This window comes from Lascolabacillus sp., assembly GCF_028696275.1.
Lineage (GTDB): Bacteria > Bacteroidota > Bacteroidia > Bacteroidales > Dysgonomonadaceae > Proteiniphilum > Proteiniphilum massiliensis.
The window spans coordinates 1-19,737 of sequence record NZ_JAQVHI010000027.1 but is presented as its reverse complement, the minus strand read 5'-3'; the positions used below and the strand labels follow the sequence as shown (position 1 = coordinate 19,737).

At 36.1% G+C, this 19,737-nt stretch carries 18 protein-coding genes; 10 read left to right on the top strand and 8 right to left on the bottom strand.

Annotation, left to right across the window (positions count from 1 at the left end; genetic code table 11):
• Positions 1 to 69: 69 nt before the first annotated feature.
• Positions 70 to 1,320 (bottom strand): S-adenosylmethionine:tRNA ribosyltransferase-isomerase, encoded by a 1,251-nt coding sequence (locus tag PHO43_RS07485; RefSeq protein WP_288011775.1) that lies wholly within the window; start codon positions 1,318 to 1,320, stop codon positions 70 to 72.
• A 177-nt stretch (positions 1,321 to 1,497) separates the two neighbouring features.
• On the opposite strand from PHO43_RS07485, the gene PHO43_RS07480 reads away from it, so the two are divergent.
• The 3 genes from PHO43_RS07480 to hisS all read left to right on the top strand — a co-directional run bounded on the left by PHO43_RS07480 (position 1,498) and on the right by hisS (position 4,632).
• Complete coding sequence (locus PHO43_RS07480) at positions 1,498 to 2,586, top strand: DUF2027 domain-containing protein (RefSeq protein WP_288009744.1); 1,089 nt, start codon at positions 1,498 to 1,500, stop codon at positions 2,584 to 2,586.
• Positions 2,587 to 2,598: 12 nt separating this feature from the next.
• Entirely contained in the window at positions 2,599 to 3,192 is a 594-nt protein-coding gene (locus tag PHO43_RS07475) for an LEA/WHy family protein (protein ID WP_045089827.1), read from the top strand.
• A gap of 75 nt (positions 3,193 to 3,267) precedes the next feature.
• On the top strand, positions 3,268 to 4,632 hold the full coding sequence (hisS, locus tag PHO43_RS07470) for a histidine--tRNA ligase (RefSeq protein WP_045089828.1): 1,365 nt from the start codon (positions 3,268 to 3,270) through the stop codon (positions 4,630 to 4,632).
• Between the two features lie 52 nt (positions 4,633 to 4,684).
• Here the strand turns inward: hisS and PHO43_RS07465 are convergent, their stop codons facing one another.
• Positions 4,685 to 5,125: a cold shock domain-containing protein gene (locus PHO43_RS07465; protein ID WP_045089829.1), complete on the bottom strand. Its 441-nt coding sequence runs from the start codon at positions 5,123 to 5,125 to the stop codon at positions 4,685 to 4,687.
• Positions 5,126 to 5,302: 177 nt separating this feature from the next.
• On the opposite strand from PHO43_RS07465, the gene PHO43_RS07460 reads away from it, so the two are divergent.
• Positions 5,303 to 7,249, top strand: a complete 1,947-nt coding sequence (locus PHO43_RS07460) for an ABC-F family ATP-binding cassette domain-containing protein (RefSeq protein WP_288009743.1) — start codon at positions 5,303 to 5,305, stop codon at positions 7,247 to 7,249.
• Between the two features lie 14 nt (positions 7,250 to 7,263).
• Complete coding sequence (locus tag PHO43_RS07455; protein ID WP_045089831.1) at positions 7,264 to 7,806, top strand: 1-acyl-sn-glycerol-3-phosphate acyltransferase; 543 nt, start codon at positions 7,264 to 7,266, stop codon at positions 7,804 to 7,806.
• A gap of 9 nt (positions 7,807 to 7,815) precedes the next feature.
• Here the strand turns inward: PHO43_RS07455 and dinB are convergent, their stop codons facing one another.
• The 3 genes from dinB to PHO43_RS07440 form a co-directional block, all read right to left on the bottom strand.
• Positions 7,816 to 8,901: a DNA polymerase IV gene (dinB, locus tag PHO43_RS07450; protein WP_288009742.1), complete on the bottom strand. Its 1,086-nt coding sequence runs from the start codon at positions 8,899 to 8,901 to the stop codon at positions 7,816 to 7,818.
• Positions 8,902 to 8,986: 85 nt separating this feature from the next.
• Positions 8,987 to 10,246 carry a Y-family DNA polymerase gene (locus PHO43_RS07445; protein ID WP_045089833.1) on the bottom strand — a complete coding sequence of 420 codons (1,260 nt, stop codon included), beginning with the start codon at positions 10,244 to 10,246 and terminating at the stop codon, positions 8,987 to 8,989.
• 28 nt (positions 10,247 to 10,274) lie between these two features.
• Positions 10,275 to 10,712, bottom strand: a complete 438-nt coding sequence (locus PHO43_RS07440; RefSeq protein ID WP_053826151.1) for a LexA family protein — start codon at positions 10,710 to 10,712, stop codon at positions 10,275 to 10,277.
• Positions 10,713 to 10,941: 229 nt separating this feature from the next.
• Between PHO43_RS07440 and PHO43_RS07435 the strand changes: the two genes are divergently transcribed.
• From PHO43_RS07435 to PHO43_RS07415, 5 genes are read left to right on the top strand one after another with little or no spacing between them, the layout of a single operon-like run.
• A complete protein-coding gene (locus PHO43_RS07435) occupies positions 10,942 to 11,667 on the top strand; it encodes a CDP-alcohol phosphatidyltransferase family protein (RefSeq protein ID WP_045089835.1) in 726 nt (241 codons plus the stop codon).
• A gap of 38 nt (positions 11,668 to 11,705) precedes the next feature.
• Positions 11,706 to 12,578 (top strand): YicC/YloC family endoribonuclease, encoded by an 873-nt coding sequence (locus PHO43_RS07430; RefSeq protein WP_045089836.1) that lies wholly within the window; start codon positions 11,706 to 11,708, stop codon positions 12,576 to 12,578.
• A 7-nt stretch (positions 12,579 to 12,585) separates the two neighbouring features.
• Positions 12,586 to 13,149, top strand: a complete 564-nt coding sequence (gene gmk, locus PHO43_RS07425; RefSeq protein WP_045089837.1) for a guanylate kinase — start codon at positions 12,586 to 12,588, stop codon at positions 13,147 to 13,149.
• A gap of 14 nt (positions 13,150 to 13,163) precedes the next feature.
• On the top strand, positions 13,164 to 14,087 hold the full coding sequence (locus tag PHO43_RS07420; RefSeq protein WP_053826150.1) for an alpha/beta hydrolase: 924 nt from the start codon (positions 13,164 to 13,166) through the stop codon (positions 14,085 to 14,087).
• Between the two features lies 1 nt (position 14,088).
• Entirely contained in the window at positions 14,089 to 14,991 is a 903-nt protein-coding gene (locus PHO43_RS07415) for a bile acid:sodium symporter family protein (protein WP_288009741.1), read from the top strand.
• A 60-nt stretch (positions 14,992 to 15,051) separates the two neighbouring features.
• Here the strand turns inward: PHO43_RS07415 and PHO43_RS07410 are convergent, their stop codons facing one another.
• The 3 genes from PHO43_RS07410 to PHO43_RS07400 all read right to left on the bottom strand — a co-directional run bounded on the left by PHO43_RS07410 (position 15,052) and on the right by PHO43_RS07400 (position 19,603).
• A complete protein-coding gene (locus PHO43_RS07410) occupies positions 15,052 to 16,029 on the bottom strand; it encodes a Gfo/Idh/MocA family protein (RefSeq protein WP_288009740.1) in 978 nt (325 codons plus the stop codon).
• Between the two features lie 138 nt (positions 16,030 to 16,167).
• On the bottom strand, positions 16,168 to 18,582 hold the full coding sequence (locus PHO43_RS07405; protein ID WP_288009739.1) for a cytochrome c biogenesis protein CcsA: 2,415 nt from the start codon (positions 18,580 to 18,582) through the stop codon (positions 16,168 to 16,170).
• Between the two features lie 106 nt (positions 18,583 to 18,688).
• Positions 18,689 to 19,603 (bottom strand): TIM barrel protein, encoded by a 915-nt coding sequence (locus PHO43_RS07400; protein ID WP_045089841.1) that lies wholly within the window; start codon positions 19,601 to 19,603, stop codon positions 18,689 to 18,691.
• Positions 19,604 to 19,737: the final 134 nt, after the last annotated feature.

Here is a 19,737-nt window from a genome sequence, read left to right as displayed (position 1 = left end):
TTTAATGCAATATTACAAAAAAAGGCTTTAAAAGTGGGACTGGAGAACCTTTTTAACCAAAAAATAGGTTTATTTGAGGTTTTTCCACAAAAGTGAACTGTCACCATAGCTAAGAAATCTGAAATTATTTTGCAAAGCATATTCGTATATTGTTGTCCAGTAACCTCCTACGAAAGCTGAGACAAGTAGTAACAGAGTGCTTTGAGGCTGATGAAAGTTGGTTATCAATGCATCCGGATAGTGAAAATTATAACCTGGTGCAATAAGTAAACGTGTTGCTGAAATAAGCTGATCTTGTTCGGTATTCTCCAAATAATCAAGAATGGCACGAAGTACAATGTAGGGATCTTCATTTTCATCTTCTTCGTAAGGCTCCCATTGATTTACAGATAGCTTGTACGGTTCTGTATCTGGATTAGTCCTAAGCTTTTTACCGATATAGTACAAACTTTCTACTGTACGCATAGAGGTAGTACCAACTACGATAATATCACCTGTGTGGTTAATGATTTTCTCAATTGTTTCCCTTGGGACGGATATAAATTCAGTATGCATTTCATGCCCTGCTAAATTGTCTGATTTAACAGGCTTAAAAGTACCAGCACCAACATGAAGAGTAACCTCAGCTGTTTTTACACCTTTGGCAGCTAACCCCTCCATCACCGCGGGTGTGAAGTGAAGACCTGCAGTTGGAGCTGCGACAGACCCTTCCACATGAGAATAAAGAGTTTGATATGTCTCATCATCTTTCTCTTCGGCTGGCCTGTTAAGATATGGGGGAATAGGAAGTTTACCTGCGACTTCGAGCAACTCGGAAAATGTAACATCACTGTTATCCCACGTGAACCTTACTATTACATCTGAGCCGTTTCTATTTGACATTTCTGCCATATCTATCTTCTGAGCATTAAGAACCACTCTTAATCCCTTTATATCAATTTCCATTGACAACAGATCTTCTTTCCATTTTTTTGCATTACCTATCATGCAAATCCATGAGCATTCACCTTTCTGCTGAAAATTCATTATATAATCTTTCGGACTGAATGGAGAGAGACAAAATATTTCAATATTCGCGCCTGTTGCTTTCATAAAATGAAGCCTGGCATGAATTACTCTTGTATTATTGAAGATAAGGAGACTGTTACCGGGCAGCTGATCAGGTAGTGATGAAAAATTGCTAGAGCTTAGTTGTGAATCTTTATAAATTAAGAGTTTGGAAGAATCTCTCTGTGGCAAAGGGTATTTCGCAATCTTTTCATCTGGTAAAGTATAGTTGAAATCTGATATTTTAATATTTTGTACGTCTCCTTTTTTCATTTTTTTAGTATCGAAAAATCTATTTTCATATTAATTAGTGCATTTATTCCGCAAAAATAGTCAACTTTGCAAGACACTACAAAATTAAACACCAAAACGGACTTTTTAGCTATGATGAACTATAAATATCTGGTATCATAACTGCAACAATTTGGTGATATATAGTGAATAACAAAAATGAAGAAAATATCTACAGGAGACAGAGTCAGATTCCTCAACAGTATTGGCGGAGGAGTAGTAAAAGGATTTCAGAACAAGCAGGTTGTAATTGTAGAAGATGAGCATGGGTTTGATGTTCCTGTGCTAATATCTGAATGCGTGGTTGTGGAATCAGCTTCGGACAATAAAATGGGAAGTTTTTCAGATGAAGGCAACTTTCAGGAAGAGATATTAAAAGGTACAAAACAACAACTTGAAGATTCATTGCCTGATGTGAGAATAAGTGAGTCATATCAACCTGAAGAGACTGTTGAAGGTGAAAAGATTACAGCCTGTATAGCATACTTGCCTGTTGACCCTAAAAACCTTTCAACAACCAGGTATGAATGTTATTTTGTGAACGACAGTAACTATTTTCTCTTTTTCAATTATATGAACCGTGAGAATAATAGCTGGAAAAGCAGGTATAACGGTATAGTAGAGCCAAATACAAAAATATTTCTTGAGGAATTTGGTAAAAATGAATTAAATGAAATAGAGAAGATTGCTGTACAGTATATCGCATTTAAGCATAACAAGACATATAAGTTTAAAAATCCATGTTCAGTAGAGCTGCGTATTGATACAGTAAAGTTTTATAAGTTACACAGTTTCAGGGAGAACGATTATTTTGAAGATAATGCAATTATATATTACATTATAAAGAATGATATCCCCGAACGAGAATTGCTTATTTCTGCAGGTGACCTTGAACAGGCTATGAAAGAGAAAGAGATCTCTGAAAGAAGACCGGCGAAAGAACCTATAAGAAAAAGAAAAAGTGACCCGGTAATAGAAGTAGACCTGCATATTAATGAATTAATTGATACAACTGCTGGCATGAATAATGCTGACATACTTGAATATCAAATGAACAAATTCAATGATGTCATGAAGGAGAATATAAAAAACAAAAACCGGAGAATTGTATTTATACATGGGAAAGGAGATGGTGTACTCAAAACAGCATTATTAAAAGAATTGAAGAAAAACTATCCATCTTGCTACTACCAGGATGCCTCTTTTCAGGAGTATGGTTATGGAGCAACAATGGTTATAATTAAATAAACTGAAATTGAAATGATAAAAAGAGTATTGTTAATAGTTCTTTCGGCTGTGATTCTAACCGGCTGTGATGTAGTAAACAAAATTGGAGGAGCCTACCAGCTGGCTCAAAGTGAGTATCGATATAATTCACTTTCCAATATCCAGCTGGCAGGAATAAATATTGGTAATGCTTCAGCAATATCACTTTCCAATCTGGCATCTATATCTACAATCTTATCAGGCAGTAACTCAAGGCAGAATATACCATTCAGCATGACTTTGAATATGGATGTGACTAATCCTAATACAAGAGCTGCTTTTCTTGATGCACTGGATTATTCAATTTCTATTAATGAACTGGAGTTTGTTGAGGGTAAAATGGATATCCCTATCAGAATTCAACCGGGTGAAACGGTTGTGGTTCCTATACCAATAAGCGTTGACCTTAAAAGTATAATAAACAGATATTCACAGGAAAGAGTGGCAAGTGAGATGAGTGGATTTCTGGGAATTACTCCAAATGAGACAACTGTTACAGTTAAATTATGGCCCAAATTGAGTGTGGGTAACACTCTTATTAAGGTTCCGGCTGCTATACCAGTTGAATTTAAATTTGGTGGGAGATAAAATAATTGATTAGCTACAGCCCTTTTAAAATGTAAGGCAAAACAGTATCTTTGCATTTTAAAACAGATAAGAAAGATGCAGAAACCCTCTATTCCAAAAGGTACTCGTGATTTTTCGCCCGAAGAGATGGCGAAACGTAATTATATTTTTGATACAATCAAAGAGGTTTACAGAATTTATGGCTTCAGTCAGATTGAAACACCTGCAATGGAAAACCTGTCTACTCTGATGGGAAAATATGGTGAAGAAGGTGACAAATTGCTTTTTAAGATACTTAACTCAGGTGATTTCCTCAAAGATGTTAATCATGATGATATTACTGAAGGGAGCTCTGTAAAAACAGCTAATAAGATTTCTGAAAAAGGACTGAGATATGACCTTACAGTGCCTTTTGCAAGATATGTTGTTATGCACAGAAATGAGATAACATTCCCGTTCAAAAGGTTTCAGATTCAACCTGTTTGGCGAGCTGACAGACCTCAGAGAGGCAGATATCGTGAATTTTTTCAATGCGATGCTGATATAGTGGGTTCAGACTCTCTTTTAAATGAGATTGAACTTATCCTTATTATTGATGAGGTTTTCTCTCGATTGGGAATTAATGTATCAATAAGGATAAATAACAGAAAGATACTTTCAGGTATAGCAGAGATAATTGGTGAGTCCGAAAAAATAACTGAGTTTACGGTAGCTATTGACAAGCTTGAAAAAATTGGTCTTGAATCAGTAAACAAAGAGCTTGCTGCTTCTGGATTCACAGAGGAATCCATAAATAAGCTACAGCCTATTTTAAAACTTAGCGGATCTACTAAAGAGAAAACTGCCCAGCTTACTGAAATTTTAGCTGAATCAGAAATTGGTTTGAAAGGTGTGGCAGAGATGGATTACCTACTGGATAAATCTAAAGCCATTTCATTGAAGAATGAAGTTGTACTAGACTTAACATTGGCACGTGGTTTAAATTATTACACAGGTACAATTATTGAGGTTAAGGCTCTGGACGCTGAAATGGGAAGTATTACCGGTGGAGGCAGATATGATAATCTAACGGGTATTTTTGGAATGCCCGGTGTTTCAGGGGTTGGCATTTCGTTTGGCGCAGACCGCATTTATGATGTACTGACACAATTGAATCTGTTCCCTGAAAATCTTACTCACTCTACAGAGCTGATGTTCGTGAATTTCGGTGAGAAAGAGGAAAACTATATCTTACCATTGATCACCAGTCTGCGAGGATCTGGAATACGCAGCGAGCTTTACCCTGATGCTGCTAAAATGAAGAAACAGCTTACCTATGCCAATAACAACAATATACCTTTTGTTGCAATGGTTGGTGAAAATGAGATGAAAAACAATACAATCTCCTTAAAGAACATGAAAACAGGGGAACAAAAAAGTGTCTCTCTTCAAGAAATCAAAGATATAATTAAAGGTCACTGACAGAATCCTGTGACTTATTGAGATTAGTGTATTAAAAAAAATGCTTAAGTTTTTACTTAAGCATTTTTACTTCTACAGCGTTCATTCCTCTTGGTCCCTTCTCTAACCGAAAGGTTACCATATTATTTTCTCCTATACCATATTCGGCATTACTTCTATGGAAGAAGTATTTATTTGGGCTATCAGATTCTTTAATAAATCCAAAACCTTTAATTTCATCATAAAATTCAACTATGCCTGTAGGATCACCTTTTTCCTCAATTTCTTTTGGAGGAATTGAGATTTCAATATCTTCAAGTTCGATTTTGTCTACCAAATTGGGCTCGGGACGCTCATCTGTAATAACACCATAGGGATCTACATATGCTATCATGTCTTCAAAGGTATCAGTAGGTTTAAGTTTTCGCTCTTCTCTTCTTTTCTGTTTCTCTTTTCTTTTCTGCTGTTTATTCTTTTCTATTTCTCTTTTACTAAATGAATTTGATTTTGCCATATTTTGTTTTTAATATTATGTGTACAAATGTAACTAAAAATACCCACTTTATCAAGCAAGTAGAAATCAACAACTATAATTTGAAAATTCGGATAGATAAATTTTTATATAAAATGGGTAGGAAATATATTTTTATAGTCTCTCAAAAAGCACTTTCTTTGCACAAATTTAATTCGAATGCTAAGTATTGAAAATCTAAGCGTTGAATTTGGTGGTTTTACTCTACTCGACAATATATCATTTGTGTTAAATAGAAATGAAAGAGTAGCGTTAACCGGTAAGAATGGGGCGGGCAAATCTACCTTGTTGAAAATAATGGCCGGATTGCAGAAGCCTACCAAAGGAAACGTTTCTGTTCCAAAAGATGCTACCATTGGCTATTTGCCACAACAGATGAAGCTCAATGACAGTCGCACTGTTTTTGAGGAAGCCTCTCTGGCATTTGACCATTTAAAGAAAATGGAAAGAGATCTGGAGTATCTACATAACCAATTGGCAGAGAGGACTGATTACGAATCGGAAGCTTATCATAAAATAATAGAAAGAGCAACTGATCTGCAGGAGTTACTGCAGATGTCAGGGATTCACAATTTTGAGGCTGAAATAGAGAAAACTCTTTTGGGCTTAGGTTTCAAGAGAGCTGATTTTAACAGACCAACCGGTGAGTTCAGTGGTGGCTGGCGAATGAGAATTGAGCTTGCAAAAATACTTCTACAGGCACCTGATGTTCTTTTGCTTGATGAGCCTACTAACCACCTTGATATAGAATCTATCCAATGGCTGGAGAATTTTTTAAGTACTCATGCTAATGCAGTAATGCTGGTTTCACACGACCGTGCATTTCTGGATGCTGTGACCAATAGAACTATAGAGATTTTACTGGGTGACATCCATGATTATAAGGTAAATTACTCCAGATATGTTGAATTACGTAAAGAGAGACGTGAACAGCAGATCAGAGCCTTTGAGAATCAACAGAAACAGATTAAGGATACTGAGGAATTTATAGAACGTTTCCGTTATAAACCTACAAAATCAAATCAGGTTCAGTCGAGAATCAAACAACTTGAGAAGATTGAAAGGATTGAAATTGATGAGGTTGACAATTCAAGACTTAACCTGAAGTTCCCTCCCTCACCTCGTTCGGGATCTTACCCAGTTATAATGGAGGATATTTCGAAATCATATGGTGATCATCTTGTTTTTAAAAATGTTACACTCACTATTGAACGTGGAGAAAAGATAGCGTTTGTAGGAAAAAATGGAGAGGGAAAGTCCACTCTGGTAAAATGTATAATGAACGAGATCGATTTTGAGGGAAATCTTACACATGGTCATAATGTAAAGATAGGATATTTTGCTCAAAACCAGGCTCAGATGTTAAACGAAGAGAGGACTGTCTTTGAAACCATTGATGATGTAGCAGTAGGTGATATCCGCACCAAAATAAGAGATATCCTGGGTGCCTTTATGTTTGGAGGAGAGGCCTCTGATAAAAAGGTTAAGGTATTATCGGGGGGAGAAAGGAGCAGGCTTGCTATGATACGCTTGTTGCTTGAACCGGTTAATTTGCTTATTCTTGATGAGCCTACAAATCATTTGGACCTGGCTTCAAAGGATGTATTGAAAAAAGCTATCCGTGAATTTGATGGCACTGCAATTATTGTATCGCATGATCGTGATTTTCTTGATGGACTTGTAAACAAGGTGTATGAGTTTGGTGGTGGCAGGGTAACAGAGCATATTGGAGGTATTTATGATTACCTTTCTAAAAAGAAATTGGAAAGCCTGCAGCAGCTGGAGCTTTCAGTTTCTACTACTCAATCATCTGATTTATCAGAGAAAGCAGAACAGAATACAGAAACTTCAAATAAATTATCTTACCTGATACAGAAGGAGCAGAACCGTAAACAGAGAAAACTTGAAAGAGAAATAGAGGAGGTTGAAGATAATATTGAAAATTTAGAAAATGAGATCTCTACACTTGAGGCTGAACTTGCTACGCCCGAAGGTGCTGCAGATACAGAAAAACTACAAAAGTATCTCGAGACTAAAAAACAACTGGAAGGCTTTATGAGTAAGTGGGAAAAGTTAACATTAGAGTTAGAGAATTTTATAAGATAAATTGTTTATAACATATGGCTAGATTAAGTAAATTCATTTTAAACAAATTAATGGGATGGAAAGCTATTGATACATTTCCAGAAGTACCCAAATGTGTGATTGCTGTAGCACCTCACACCAGTAACTGGGATTTTGTGGTTGGTAAGCTTGCTTATTCATCCTTGGGCCGACAGGCAAATTTCCTTATTAAAGCAGAATGGTTTGTCTTTCCTTTTAACATCTTCTTCAGGAACATTGGAGGTATACCTGTAAACAGAGATCGTAACGAATCTCTAACTACCAAACTTGCAAGAGAGTTTCAGAATCGTAAGTGGATGCATCTGGGGATTACTCCAGAAGGGACCAGGAAGCCTGTGAAAGAGTGGAAGAAGGGTTTTTATTTTATTGCTTTAAAAGCTAATGTACCAATTCTGCTAGTTGGTCTTGATTATGCAAAAAAAGAAGCTAAAGCATTGGATCTTTTTTATCCGACAGGTGACTATAAAAGTGATATTGTGAAAATTAAATCCTATTTTAAAAACATAAAAGCAAAGAAACCTGAGAATTTCATACCCTGATATTGTAGGCTACTCTTCGAAATCAAGAGTCAGCTGTATTGCCCTATGTGGATAAGAAGATAATTCAGAATCTGATTTTTTAAGGGTTAGGCCCATTAAACGTATCTTCTTTTCCTCTATATCATTTACCTGCAATAACAACTCTTTACCAAGTTCAAATAGCTTCTCATAGCTGTTTACATAATAGTTGACAGTTTTACTCCTTGTAATCTGTGTAAAGTCGGCATACTTCACCTTCAATGTAACAGTTTTTGCAAGAAATTTACGCTTTTGTGCCCTACGATGTACTTCATTTGCAATTTGATCAAGTGAACCAAGGATATCGACTATCTCATCCAGGTCATCCATAAATGTAACCTCTGCGCCTAAAGATTTACGAACTCTTTCCGATTCTACTTCTCGGTCATCTATTCCTCTTGCAAAATGCCAGTATGTGCTTCCTGCTTTACCAAACTCTTTCACAAGATCTAGTTCGGACCACTGCTTTAAATCATAACCGGTTCGGATCCCCAGCTCAACCATACGTTTGGCAGTTACCTTTCCTACACCAAAGAATTTGTCGATAGTTAATTTCTCTACAAATGCTTCTGCTTTTTCTGGTTCGATTACAAACAATCCGTCAGGCTTTCTGTAATCTGATGCTATCTTAGCCAAAAATTTATTATAAGATACTCCTGCAGATGATGTTAAATGAGTTCGGTTATAGATTTTTTGTTTGATCTCTTTAGCTATTAGAGTAGCAGAACGGGCTCCCTTATTATTTACAGTGACGTCCAGAAAAGCTTCATCAAGTGACAGTGGTTCAACCATTGAAGTATATTCATGAAAAATTTGCATTATCTGGTTAGAAACATTACGATATACATCAAATCTTGGTGGCACAAAAATAATATTGGGACATTTACGAAGTGCAGTTACAGAAGGCATTGCAGAATGGACACCATATCTCCTGGCTTCATAACTGGCAGCTGCTACAACACCTCGTTTTTCACCATAACCTACAGCAAGGGGTTTACCGCGATAATCAGGGTTATCGCGCTGTTCAATGGATGCATAAAACGCATCCATATCGATATGGATTATCTTTCGGTTCACTAAACAAATATTACCTCATAAAGCATGTGCGAGGTGCATTTAACATAATTCAAATATAAGGTTAATTTATTAGATTTCAAATATATTAATCACATTTCACTTCGAGAATATCATTAATATTGGTAGTAAATTCCCTTGAAAGATGATTACGGTGCATCTTAAACGTTTTTGCATCCATAGAAGCCAGCCTCACTCCTCCTTTTGTTCTATGATTAATTCTATCTACAGCATCCATAAGACGCTCATGACGAGGATCAGAATTCATTTCGGGAAAAAGCGCTGGTTGAAGATTAATTGTATCGATAAAATCGTAAAGTGTTACTCCTGCTCTTTTATAATGTCTGTGAGGTTCATAAATCTGTTTTAATCCTGCCACCACAAAATCAACTATTTCTAGAGTTGATGAGGTTGGAAATGGGAGTCTGACTTCTACACTACGAGCAATTTGTTCTTCACTATCCTTATAGAAGTTTGTTTGAAGAAAGATCAGCATACGGCGGCAAAGTGATTGCTGTGCTCTTACTTTGGCGGCAGCAAGGGAGGTAAAAGTGATTAAACGCTCTTTCACCTCATCAAAAGTGTCATACTCTTTTTCAAAGGTACGGGTAACGGAAAAGCTCTTTGCTTTCTCAAGCTCTACTATATCTATTGAGGGAATTCCTTTGAGCTCACGCTGAAGATTAACTCCTGTGATTGTCATGTTTTTACGAACCCATGACTCAGGCAGCTGAATAAAATCAATGGCTTTGGTTACTCCTATTGCATTAAGCTTCATTGCACTCTTTCTGCCTACTCCCCAAATATCCGCAACAGGCAACCACTTTAGTGCTTTCAGACGCTTCTCGTCACTATCTATCACATGACAACCCCCTGTTTGTGATGGATACTTCTTTGCAATGCGATTGGCTATCTTTGCCAGTGCTTTTGTTGGAGCGATGCCGATACCTACAGGTATTCCTGTCCACTGCCATACTTTATCCTTCATCTTAAGACCGTACCATCTCATATCTTCTTGAATACCTGAAAGATCAAGAAAACACTCATCTATGGAATAGACCTCCTGATTTGGTGTAAAACCTGCTAGGACAGACATTACTCTTCGGCTCATATCACCATAAAGAGCAAAATTAGCTGAATAGACCGCTACATTGTGTTTCTTGAACAGATCTGCTGCTTTGAATGCAGGCACACCCATCTCAATACCTACTTTCTTGGCTTCACTGCTACGGGCAATAACACACCCGTCGTTATTGGAAAGAACAACAACAGGTCTGCCTATTAAAGAGGGGTTAAATACCCTTTCGCACGATGCATAAAAATTATTGCAATCTATCAGCGCTACCATTACAGTATCTTATTTGGTTAATATTTATCTATCCATGCCTTCTAATGGAGAAAATTATAATTCCCCATATAAGAAGTGTATTCTCAGAAGTTATGGTTATAGGTTTATATTGGGGATTAGATGGCAGTAATTTGCAGACTCCCTTTTCAATATCTATCCTTTTTACAGTAAATTCTCCATCCATATAGCAGAGGGCTATCTTACCATGGGACCACTCTTCTGCTTTATCCACAACAAGCAGATCTCCATCATTGAAATCTTCATTCATTGAATTACCCTTAACCTTTGCATAGAAAGTAGCTTCGGGATGTCTGATTAGCAGTTTATTCAAATCAATACGCTCGCTAACAAAGTCATCCACATTAGTGAACGGACCGGCAGAAGCCTCTCCGGCTAAAGGAATATTTAGCTCAGAAAATTCCGGCTTGTAAATATCCAGTTGTGATGATATGAACACCTTTTTCATATAGCAAATGTACGTAAAATTAAGAGAGCTTATATCTTAATAATTTCGAACTTAGCATTTCTTAATCGTTTAAATTTTAGGATTAATTAAATTTAGAGGTTATTTTTTTCGCAACAAATTCGTAACATCCAAATTATAATGGCTACATTTGCAATGAGAGATAGAACTGAAGGTCATATAGTTCATTATCCCATTGAACAAAAGTATAACCCGAAAATTTAGGTTTGATATGAATATTAACAAAAGTAGTATGGTTAAGTCGCTCAGACTTATCTCAACAGACAGGCAAAGAACAAATATACTTCGTGCGTGGGAACAAAAAACGATTGCTTACCTTGTGCAAAAGATACCCTCTTGGATATCATCTGACGGACTTACCGCTATCGGTTTTTTTGGAAACTTAATGGTTGCAACCAGTTTTGTTCTGGGGGCTTTTTACAGCAGATACTGGATGCTCCTATCCTTGTTAGGATTTATTGTAAACTGGTTTGGAGATTCGCTTGATGGCCGAATTGCCTATTATCGTAACAAGCCTCGTAAATGGTATGGATTCTCATTGGATGTTACTGTAGACTGGGTTGGAACAATACTTATAGGTACAGGTTTTATAATTTATGCTCCCGGTGTATGGAAACTAGCAGGATTCTTTTTTGTTGTACTGTATGGATGGGAAATGATTACAGCACAACTGCGATATAAGATTGGCGGACAATATTCTATTGACTCAGGAATCTTCGGACCAACCGAGGTGCGTATTGCAATAGGTTCAATTATTCTACTTGAAGTTTTTGTGCCCGGCACCATACAGTACCTGGCAACTGTTGCTTGTATATTCCTGTTAATATCAAATCTTGTTGAGTGGCGCAAACTTCTCAAGTTGGCTGATGAAAGGGATAAAGCTGACCGCATTTTAAAAGAGAAAGAGCGTAAAGCCATGCAAAAGGAGCATGCATAATTAAATAAAAATCTCTACCTTTGTGGAAAAATGAAGGTATGACTCACTCGATGACGGGATACGGCAAAGCAGTTGCAGAACTCCCCAATAAGAAAATTACAGTAGAAATTAAATCCTTAAACAGCAAGCAGTTTGATCTTTACATACGCATTCCAACTGTGTATAGAGTAAAAGAGATTGAACTGCGAAATACACTTTCCAGCATTCTGGAGAGAGGGAAAATAGACCTTACATTGAATGTGGAGGTTTTCTCTAAAGATGTATCATCGAAAATAGATTATAATGTACTAAATCAATATCGTGAAGAGATAGAACAAATATCTATTAATAATAATATTCCAGCACCTTCAGATTGGTTTTCGATACTATTACGTCTTCCTGATGTAATGAAACAGGACGTTGAAGAGCTTGATGATGAGGAATGGAAAGCAATTGAAAGAGCGGTAAAAGATGCTGCTAACGAGGTAATTGCATTCCGCAGACAAGAAGGTGTTATGCTGGAGAATCTTCTTACTCACAAAATCGGCAAAATACGAACGCTGTTATCAAAAATTGAGCCTTTCGAAGAGGAAAGGGTTGATAAAATTAAAAGCAGAATATATGAGGGTCTGAATCACCTGGAAGGATTTGAGATAGATAAAAACAGATTTGAACAGGAGATTATATACTACCTGGAGAAACTGGATATAAATGAAGAAAAAAGCCGTCTGGCTCATCATCTGGATTATTTTGATGAGACTCTGAAAGCAAATCAATCGCAGGGCAAAAAACTCGGGTTTATAGTTCAGGAAATAGGACGTGAAATAAATACACTCGGTTCCAAATCGAATCAATCTGATATGCAACGAATTGTAGTTCAGATGAAGGATGAACTTGAACAAATTAAAGAACAGATACTAAATATATTATAAATATATAATGGCTAGATTAATTATAATTTCAGCCCCTTCCGGAGCAGGTAAGTCAACTCTTGTGCGATATCTGCTGGCTCAGGGATTGAATATGCGCTTTTCCATCTCTGCTACAAGTCGTCTGCCACGAGGAGAAGAGAAGAATGGTGTTGAGTATTATTTTCTTTCACCCGAAGAGTTTAGAGAACGAATTAATAACGACGAATTCCTTGAGTATGAAGAGGTGTACCCAAACAGGTATTATGGAACACTCAAGAGTGAAGTAGATCGCATTCTTAAAGAGGGTTCTAATGTTATATTTGATGTGGATTGTGTAGGCGGGTTGAATATCAAAAAGATATATGGAGACCAGGCATTAAGCATTTTCATTATGCCTCCTTCTATAGAAGTTTTGAGAGAGAGACTTGAAAAGAGAGGGACTGATTCTCCTAAGGTTATTGAGGGCCGTCTTGCAAAGGCAGAATATGAAATTAGTTTTTCACCACTGTTTGATGTTACAATTTGCAATGATGACTATGAAAGAGCCAGAGCTGAGATTTTAAAAATAGTTACAGACTTTATTCAACAATAACTTTTTTTATTGCTATGAACCGTATAAGTTTAATTGTATTTTGCATCTTCTTCATATCTCCATTTTTACTGCTAGGTTATTCTGTTAATAAAGAGACTCATGTTTTTTTAGAAAAAGATGGACAACAGTTAAAGATGGATATTTACCAAAGTGATTCTCTGGCTTTACTTCCCAGACCTTGTATTGTATTTGTTTTTGGTGGTGGTTTTAAAGAAGGCACAAGAGACTATGAAAAATATTCTAACTTTTTTAATTACTTTGCAAACAAGGGTTTTGTTGTAGTTTCTATAGATTACCGACTGGGTATGAAAGATCAGTCAGCACCAGGATTGTTGAACTATAAGCCATTACAGAATGCAATTAGTCTTGCTGTTTCGGACCTCTACTCAGCGACTAACTTTCTTTTGGAGAATGCCGATGAACTTTATATAGATCCTTCATTAATAATTATAAGCGGATCAAGTGCCGGTGCTATTACAGTTCTTCAAGCTGATTATGAAGAGCGTGACAACCATTCATCTGCAGACATTTTACCGGAAGATTTTCACTATGCAGGAGTAATTTCATTTGCAGGAGGTATTTTTAGTACAGAAGGTTTACCATCATATACCCAAAAGCCAGCACCTACTCTATTCTTTCATGGAAGTGCAGACAGACTTGTTCCTTTTGATAAAAAAAGGTTGTTTCATATAGGTATGTTTGGGTCAAATTCACTGGTAAAGAGGTTTAAACAGGAACGCTACCCTTATATGTATTATAGAATTGAGGATATAGGGCATGAAGTATCTGAATCCCCTATGAATGAATTTCTACCTGAGATTGAGAAGTTTATAACAGATCTTATATTAGATCGAAAACAGCTAATGATTGATATTAGCTATAAGGATAAGATGAAAAAATCTAGATTTTCTGTGTCACCGGGAAATTTTTACAAATGATATGCAAAAGTTTCTGGAAAAATATCTGCTCCCTATTGCGATGTTTTTAGGGATTGCATTTCATAAACATCTCTCGGTATTCTCCCCTTTTCTTCCACTACTTTTAGCTATAATGCTGTTTATATCTTATTGTCGAATAGGTATAAATGATGTCAAATTAACAAAATTCCACTACATACTGCTTGCTATTCAATATATTGGCAGTGCACTGATATATATTGCATTGCGACCAGTTAATGAAATTCTGGCGCAAGCAGTGATGATTTGTGTATTAACAGCAACGGCAACATCAGCTCCTGTTGTTGCTGGTTTACTTGGGGGAAGTATCTCGGTAACAGCCGCATACTCTATTATAAGCAATTTATCTGTTGCATTAATAGCACCACTGTTTCTTTCAATTGTAGGTGGTACACCTGAAAGCTTTAATCTTATATCTTCTTTCTGGCACATTTTTATTAGCGTAATTCCAATTCTTGTTGTACCATTTCTTTTAGCACTTTTACTTCAAAAGAGTGCACCTGTGATTCACAGAAGAATACAGAAGGCCCAGATTGTATCTTTCTATATATGGGCTGCAGCACTAACCATCGTAATTGGAAATGTAACACAATACGTTCAATTACAAGATGATGGCAACTATACTTTAGAGGTAGTAATTGCAGTAGCATCTATGATAACATGTCTTCTGCAGTTTTACTTTGGAAGACTTATCGGTAAAAAGTTTGGAAGAGTAGTGGCAGGGGGACAAGGTTTGGGGCAAAAAAATACTGTTCTTGCTATATGGCTTACTCAAACTTATCTTAATCCCCTGGCAACATTAGGACCGGGAACCTATGCTCTATGGCAAAACATAGTAAATTCATGGCAAATATGGAGGCATGCCAGATTGAAAGATAAAAAATAGATGCAATTGAAAATAGATCTTTTAATAGTTTAAATTAAGCAGTAATAGTCATACACCTGGTTAGAATTTTGACAGAATTTTATCCATTATATAATTAGTACGCTGTGCAGTAATACCGGTGCTTACAGGTCTATCACCCTTACCATTTAGATAATTAACAATACTCTGAATAAGATAGAATTGAATATTCTCGGGATTCTCTTCAAAGAACTCCTGCTCACACTCTGAGGTTTCTAATATAATTGGAGAAAAGTTGAAAGTGGAACATGTCAATTTGCCTTTGGTTCCTGTAATATAGATAAGATCTGATCTGGTATCTTTAGGTGCTATAAAACTCCAGCTACCACTACCTAATACTCCGGACTCGAATCTGAAAGATGCTACAACAGTATCTTCAACATCATAAAGTCCGGCAATATTACTTTTATAACCTTGTACATCTTTTATCTCGCCCAACAGATAATCAAGCAGGTCAAATTGATGTGACGCGAGATCATAAAAATAACCGGCTCCGGCTAGTTCTTTTTTAACTCTCCATGGTAAGTTCGCCCTATCAAAATCAGTAGCATATGGTGGTATAGAGAAACGGATCTGTACTGTAGATATATCACCAAGAAGACCATCATTGATAATCTGTTTGACTCTGTTGAAATAGGGCAAAGTTCTGCGATAATAAGCCACAAAGCATGGCACACCAGTTTCCTCTGAAACTCTGTTTATCTCGATGCACTCTTGAAAAGAAGCTGCCATGGGTTTTTCTATATACACTGGTTTACCTGCTCTCATTGCGGTTATTGCATATTCGGCATGAGACCCGGGAGGTGTAGCTACATATACAGCATTAACATCTGGATCATTTATTAAATCATGTGCGTTATTGTACCATCTGTTTATTCCATGACGTTTGGCATAATCTTCTGCTTTCACAGAATCTCTGCGCATGACAGCCACTACATCTGATTCTTCAACTTTTCTGAATGCTGGTCCACTCTTCTTCTCTGTTACAGCTCCACAGCCAATAAATCCCCATTTAACCATATTACTATTATTGTTGATTAATTTAATTATTTAGACTCAAAACCATAAAATAATTCCTATAATTTATACAACGAGTAATTAATACTTTGTGGCAGTGTTTTCGAATACCTGATTATTTACATTGCACATTATATCTTTCTATGAATCAATGAATTTACTTCTCCTATTATAGGATAGGAAACCAAGAATTACTATTATTGTAAAAACTATCGCAATATACACAAAAACAGAAGAGGAAGTATCTGTTTGACCATATGAATGCATACCGCTCAAGAAGTAATTTACTCCTAAATAGGTCATTAAAACAGATGAAAATCCTAAGACAGATGTAAAATTAAACAACCAGTCACTATTCCACTTTTTAACAAGATGAAGATGAGTAACGACTGAGTACACTATAATAGTAATAAGTGCCCAGGTCTCTTTTGGATCCCAGCCCCAGTATCTTCCCCATGATTCATTTGCCCAGACAGCTCCAAGGAAAGTACCTATAGTCATGAGCGCAAGGCCTGTTAGCAGTGACATATTGTTTATCACGCTTAGCTCTTTGATTCTAAGAGCCATGAGAGAGCTAGCTTTATTAAATGACATTATAATAATATTAGTGAGACCTAATAAAAAGCTAATACCAAAGAATCCATAAGCAGCAACTATAACTGCAACATGAAACATCAACCATGGAGAATTGAGTACTGGAACAAGTGTATTTATTTGTGGATCCATCCAGTTAAGTGATGAAACAAAAAGTATGACTCCACCAAATAGTGTAGCAAGAGAAAGTGTTAGTATATTCTTTCTTCCGAATATAAATCCTGCTAAGACAGTTGCCCACGCCACATATACCATAGTTTCATATGAATTGCTCCAAGGAGCATAACCTGATATATACCACCTCATGCCCATACCAAATAGATGATATATAAATATAGCAGCTATTCCAATTATCAAAATAGTACTTGCATATTGCAACCAGGTTTTTCTATTCATTAAACGGATAAATGCCAAAATCAATAGTAATCCGCCTAAGATAAAGTAGCCTAATTTAGAGTAATTAAATATATTAAGTCGGTTATATTTCAATTCTGCCTCAATTTTATCTGGTCTGATCAGTGAGGCTTTATCATTACTTAATTGATATTCTTTGATTGAATTAAGTATTTCATCAGGTTTGCTCCAATCATTTGATTGTAATGATAATCTTACCTCTGCAAGATAATTGTTGAATGAATCTGTTATAAAAACCGAGTCCTTAAATTCATAAACGGATAAATTATCTCCTAAATTATACCAAGTATGAGATGGATCTTCTGCATGTGGAAATATTCCCGGTATAATATGTGTAAATAATTGATAAAGTATATTTACCTTTTCATCCAGTTTAATCAGATCTTTTTCGGATTCATTCCGTTTGTCTGCCGGCTGATTATAAATTTGTTGTAATTGATTTAACAAGCTATAACTCCCACCCTCATCAAAAAATTGATTATAAGACAGGTATGATTGATCACCAGAAATAATTTTTGCATGAGACCATTTTTCAGGGTTAACTAATAAACTTAACAGAAATTGATCTGAATTAAGATTATATATATTTGTTTCGTTATGAATTTTACGTAATATTTCTGATGAGAATGTATTCAATGGCATCACTCTACCGCGAAACTGAACAGGTAGTGCACCAAATTTTTCTGCATGTTCAACTGGAATTGCATTATCTTTTATTGATTCAATTATATCGATTGTATGTTTCGTTTCATTCCAATTATTCTGACTAAATCCATTTAGTGATATCAGAGACAATAAAAATACAAGTGTCAATTTATCTGCTCTGGCTCGTATATCTTTTAACTGTTCTCCTAATTTTCTAAATCTGGAACCGGGCATTAAAAACATAAGAATAAATCCTATCAATAATAAAATATAACCTGTATAAGTGATTGTTCGACCTGCTACATCCTTATTTACAGAAAGAACTGTTCCTAATTCATCTTTATCATATGAAGCCTGAAAGAAACGATATCCTTTGAGATCCAGCACATTATTCATAAATACAGATACTTCTCTAATATCATTATCTACATAAACCAGAAGAGTACTTTCATATGAGGAGGGACTATTTGAACCAGGATATCTATTTAATCTGAAATCTTTTAATTCTAAAACGAAGGGCAATTTTTCGGTTTTTACACCTTTGGAGGTATGCATCACCATCTGATCAGATTTTTCTCCTTCACGAATGTGAACCTGTCCTTCTTTCCCAAAAAGAAATGTAGTTAATGCTCCACCAAGAATTACTGTAAGTGATAGATGAATAATTATTAGCCCCCACCTTTTACTTTTTATATAGTTGCTGTTGAATAAAATAATCAAGAAATTAATTGCTAATAATAACTGCAAGAGTATAAAAAGCGGGGAGTAATAAATAAGCATCTTTGCAGCTTGTGTGCCCAACTGTTTCTCTACAATTGTTGCAGTTGCTAAACCAAATGAATAGATAAGCATCAAAACAATTGAACCTTTATAAGATGACAAAAATTTTAGAAATCGTTCCATGCTGTGAATATAGGATAAATAAAATTACAGAATTTAAACATATAAAAAATGGGTGAAAGGAACTACTCTCCTCACCCATTTTTTATTGAAGGATTTTATAACATAATCAAGCTTCTTCCCATTGTTTTCTCAACAATTCAAGTGATGCAGGTACAACTACCTCACGCTCACCCTGGATTCCGCATTCATAACTTACATATTTGTTATATCCTATCATTTTCAGACCTCTGAAACCATCTACATAATTATCTGCTGCACCATCTTCACCAGGTACACTTCGACGCTCACGACTTGCTATATGTACGTGTTGCAAATAATCACCTGCAGATATAAAAGCTCCCATATCAGAAGTTTCTTCCCATGTCATGTGCCAAAAGTCTCCCAGACAAGTTACACCAGGGTTATTTATATCACGACAAATTGAGGCAGCATCAGCTACTTGACGTAGATAAAATGCTTCTCTGCGGTTTAAAGGCTCTAAAATTACAGTTGTTCCATGCTGTTGAGCAAAAGTTCCCATTTCATCAAACTGTTCACAAAGGAAATCACGCGTCTCCTGTGTGTGAGGCATTACAGGAACCTGACTATTAAAAGCAGGTACAATGATTACTCCTGTAGATTCAAACTCACCTGCGGCAATAATAAGTTCAGCCATTGTATCACGACAAAGTTTTCTAACTTCAGGATCAGTAGATAAAATAAATCCATCAAAGCCGGCACATACAGCACTTACTTTAATATTACGCCCCTTTAGAGCCTCTTTGTACTCCTGTTTTCTTTGAAGAAGAGGTTTACCATGTGGTTCAAATCCTACAACATTATGCTCTTCCATGAAATCAAACTTCTCTTGAAGTGTAGCCCCGGGAGCTGTACCCTCTTGAAAAGAGATATTCAACTGAGCCTTTCCGGCAATACTACCTGCCTTTGTTTCTGTTGAAGCAAATGTATTACATCCACCTATTGCCAGTGTTGCAGTACCAGCTATAGTAGTTTTTAGAAATTGTCTTCTGTCAAATGCCATAAGTTTTTATTTTTGTGCACTACCTGGAACGGGAACAGTAAATCCTGACATATCCATTTTGCCAATATTAATGTCAGCAGGAGTATAATTAAGTGGTGACGCTGTCATAGCATCCCATGTAACTACCTGACCTG

What these genes read in the sequence shown, in the direction of transcription:
- PHO43_RS07485 (WP_288011775.1), bottom strand. Translation starts at nt 1,320, where the DNA reads ATGAAAAAAGGAGACGTACAAAATATTAAAATATCAGATTTCAACTAT.
- PHO43_RS07480 (WP_288009744.1), top strand. Translation starts at nt 1,498, where the DNA reads ATGAAGAAAATATCTACAGGAGACAGAGTCAGATTCCTCAACAGTATT.
- PHO43_RS07475 (WP_045089827.1), top strand. Translation starts at nt 2,599, where the DNA reads ATGATAAAAAGAGTATTGTTAATAGTTCTTTCGGCTGTGATTCTAACC.
- hisS (WP_045089828.1), top strand. Translation starts at nt 3,268, where the DNA reads ATGCAGAAACCCTCTATTCCAAAAGGTACTCGTGATTTTTCGCCCGAA.
- PHO43_RS07465 (WP_045089829.1), bottom strand. Translation starts at nt 5,125, where the DNA reads ATGGCAAAATCAAATTCATTTAGTAAAAGAGAAATAGAAAAGAATAAA.
- PHO43_RS07460 (WP_288009743.1), top strand. Translation starts at nt 5,303, where the DNA reads ATGCTAAGTATTGAAAATCTAAGCGTTGAATTTGGTGGTTTTACTCTA.
- PHO43_RS07455 (WP_045089831.1), top strand. Translation starts at nt 7,264, where the DNA reads ATGGCTAGATTAAGTAAATTCATTTTAAACAAATTAATGGGATGGAAA.
- PHO43_RS07445 (WP_045089833.1), bottom strand. Translation starts at nt 10,246, where the DNA reads ATGGTAGCGCTGATAGATTGCAATAATTTTTATGCATCGTGCGAAAGG.
- PHO43_RS07440 (WP_053826151.1), bottom strand. Translation starts at nt 10,712, where the DNA reads ATGAAAAAGGTGTTCATATCATCACAACTGGATATTTACAAGCCGGAA.
- PHO43_RS07435 (WP_045089835.1), top strand. Translation starts at nt 10,942, where the DNA reads ATGAATATTAACAAAAGTAGTATGGTTAAGTCGCTCAGACTTATCTCA.
- PHO43_RS07430 (WP_045089836.1), top strand. Translation starts at nt 11,706, where the DNA reads ATGACTCACTCGATGACGGGATACGGCAAAGCAGTTGCAGAACTCCCC.
- gmk (WP_045089837.1), top strand. Translation starts at nt 12,586, where the DNA reads ATGGCTAGATTAATTATAATTTCAGCCCCTTCCGGAGCAGGTAAGTCA.
- PHO43_RS07420 (WP_053826150.1), top strand. Translation starts at nt 13,164, where the DNA reads ATGAACCGTATAAGTTTAATTGTATTTTGCATCTTCTTCATATCTCCA.
- PHO43_RS07415 (WP_288009741.1), top strand. Translation starts at nt 14,089, where the DNA reads ATGCAAAAGTTTCTGGAAAAATATCTGCTCCCTATTGCGATGTTTTTA.
- PHO43_RS07410 (WP_288009740.1), bottom strand. Translation starts at nt 16,029, where the DNA reads ATGGTTAAATGGGGATTTATTGGCTGTGGAGCTGTAACAGAGAAGAAG.
- PHO43_RS07405 (WP_288009739.1), bottom strand. Translation starts at nt 18,582, where the DNA reads ATGGAACGATTTCTAAAATTTTTGTCATCTTATAAAGGTTCAATTGTT.
- PHO43_RS07400 (WP_045089841.1), bottom strand. Translation starts at nt 19,603, where the DNA reads ATGGCATTTGACAGAAGACAATTTCTAAAAACTACTATAGCTGGTACT.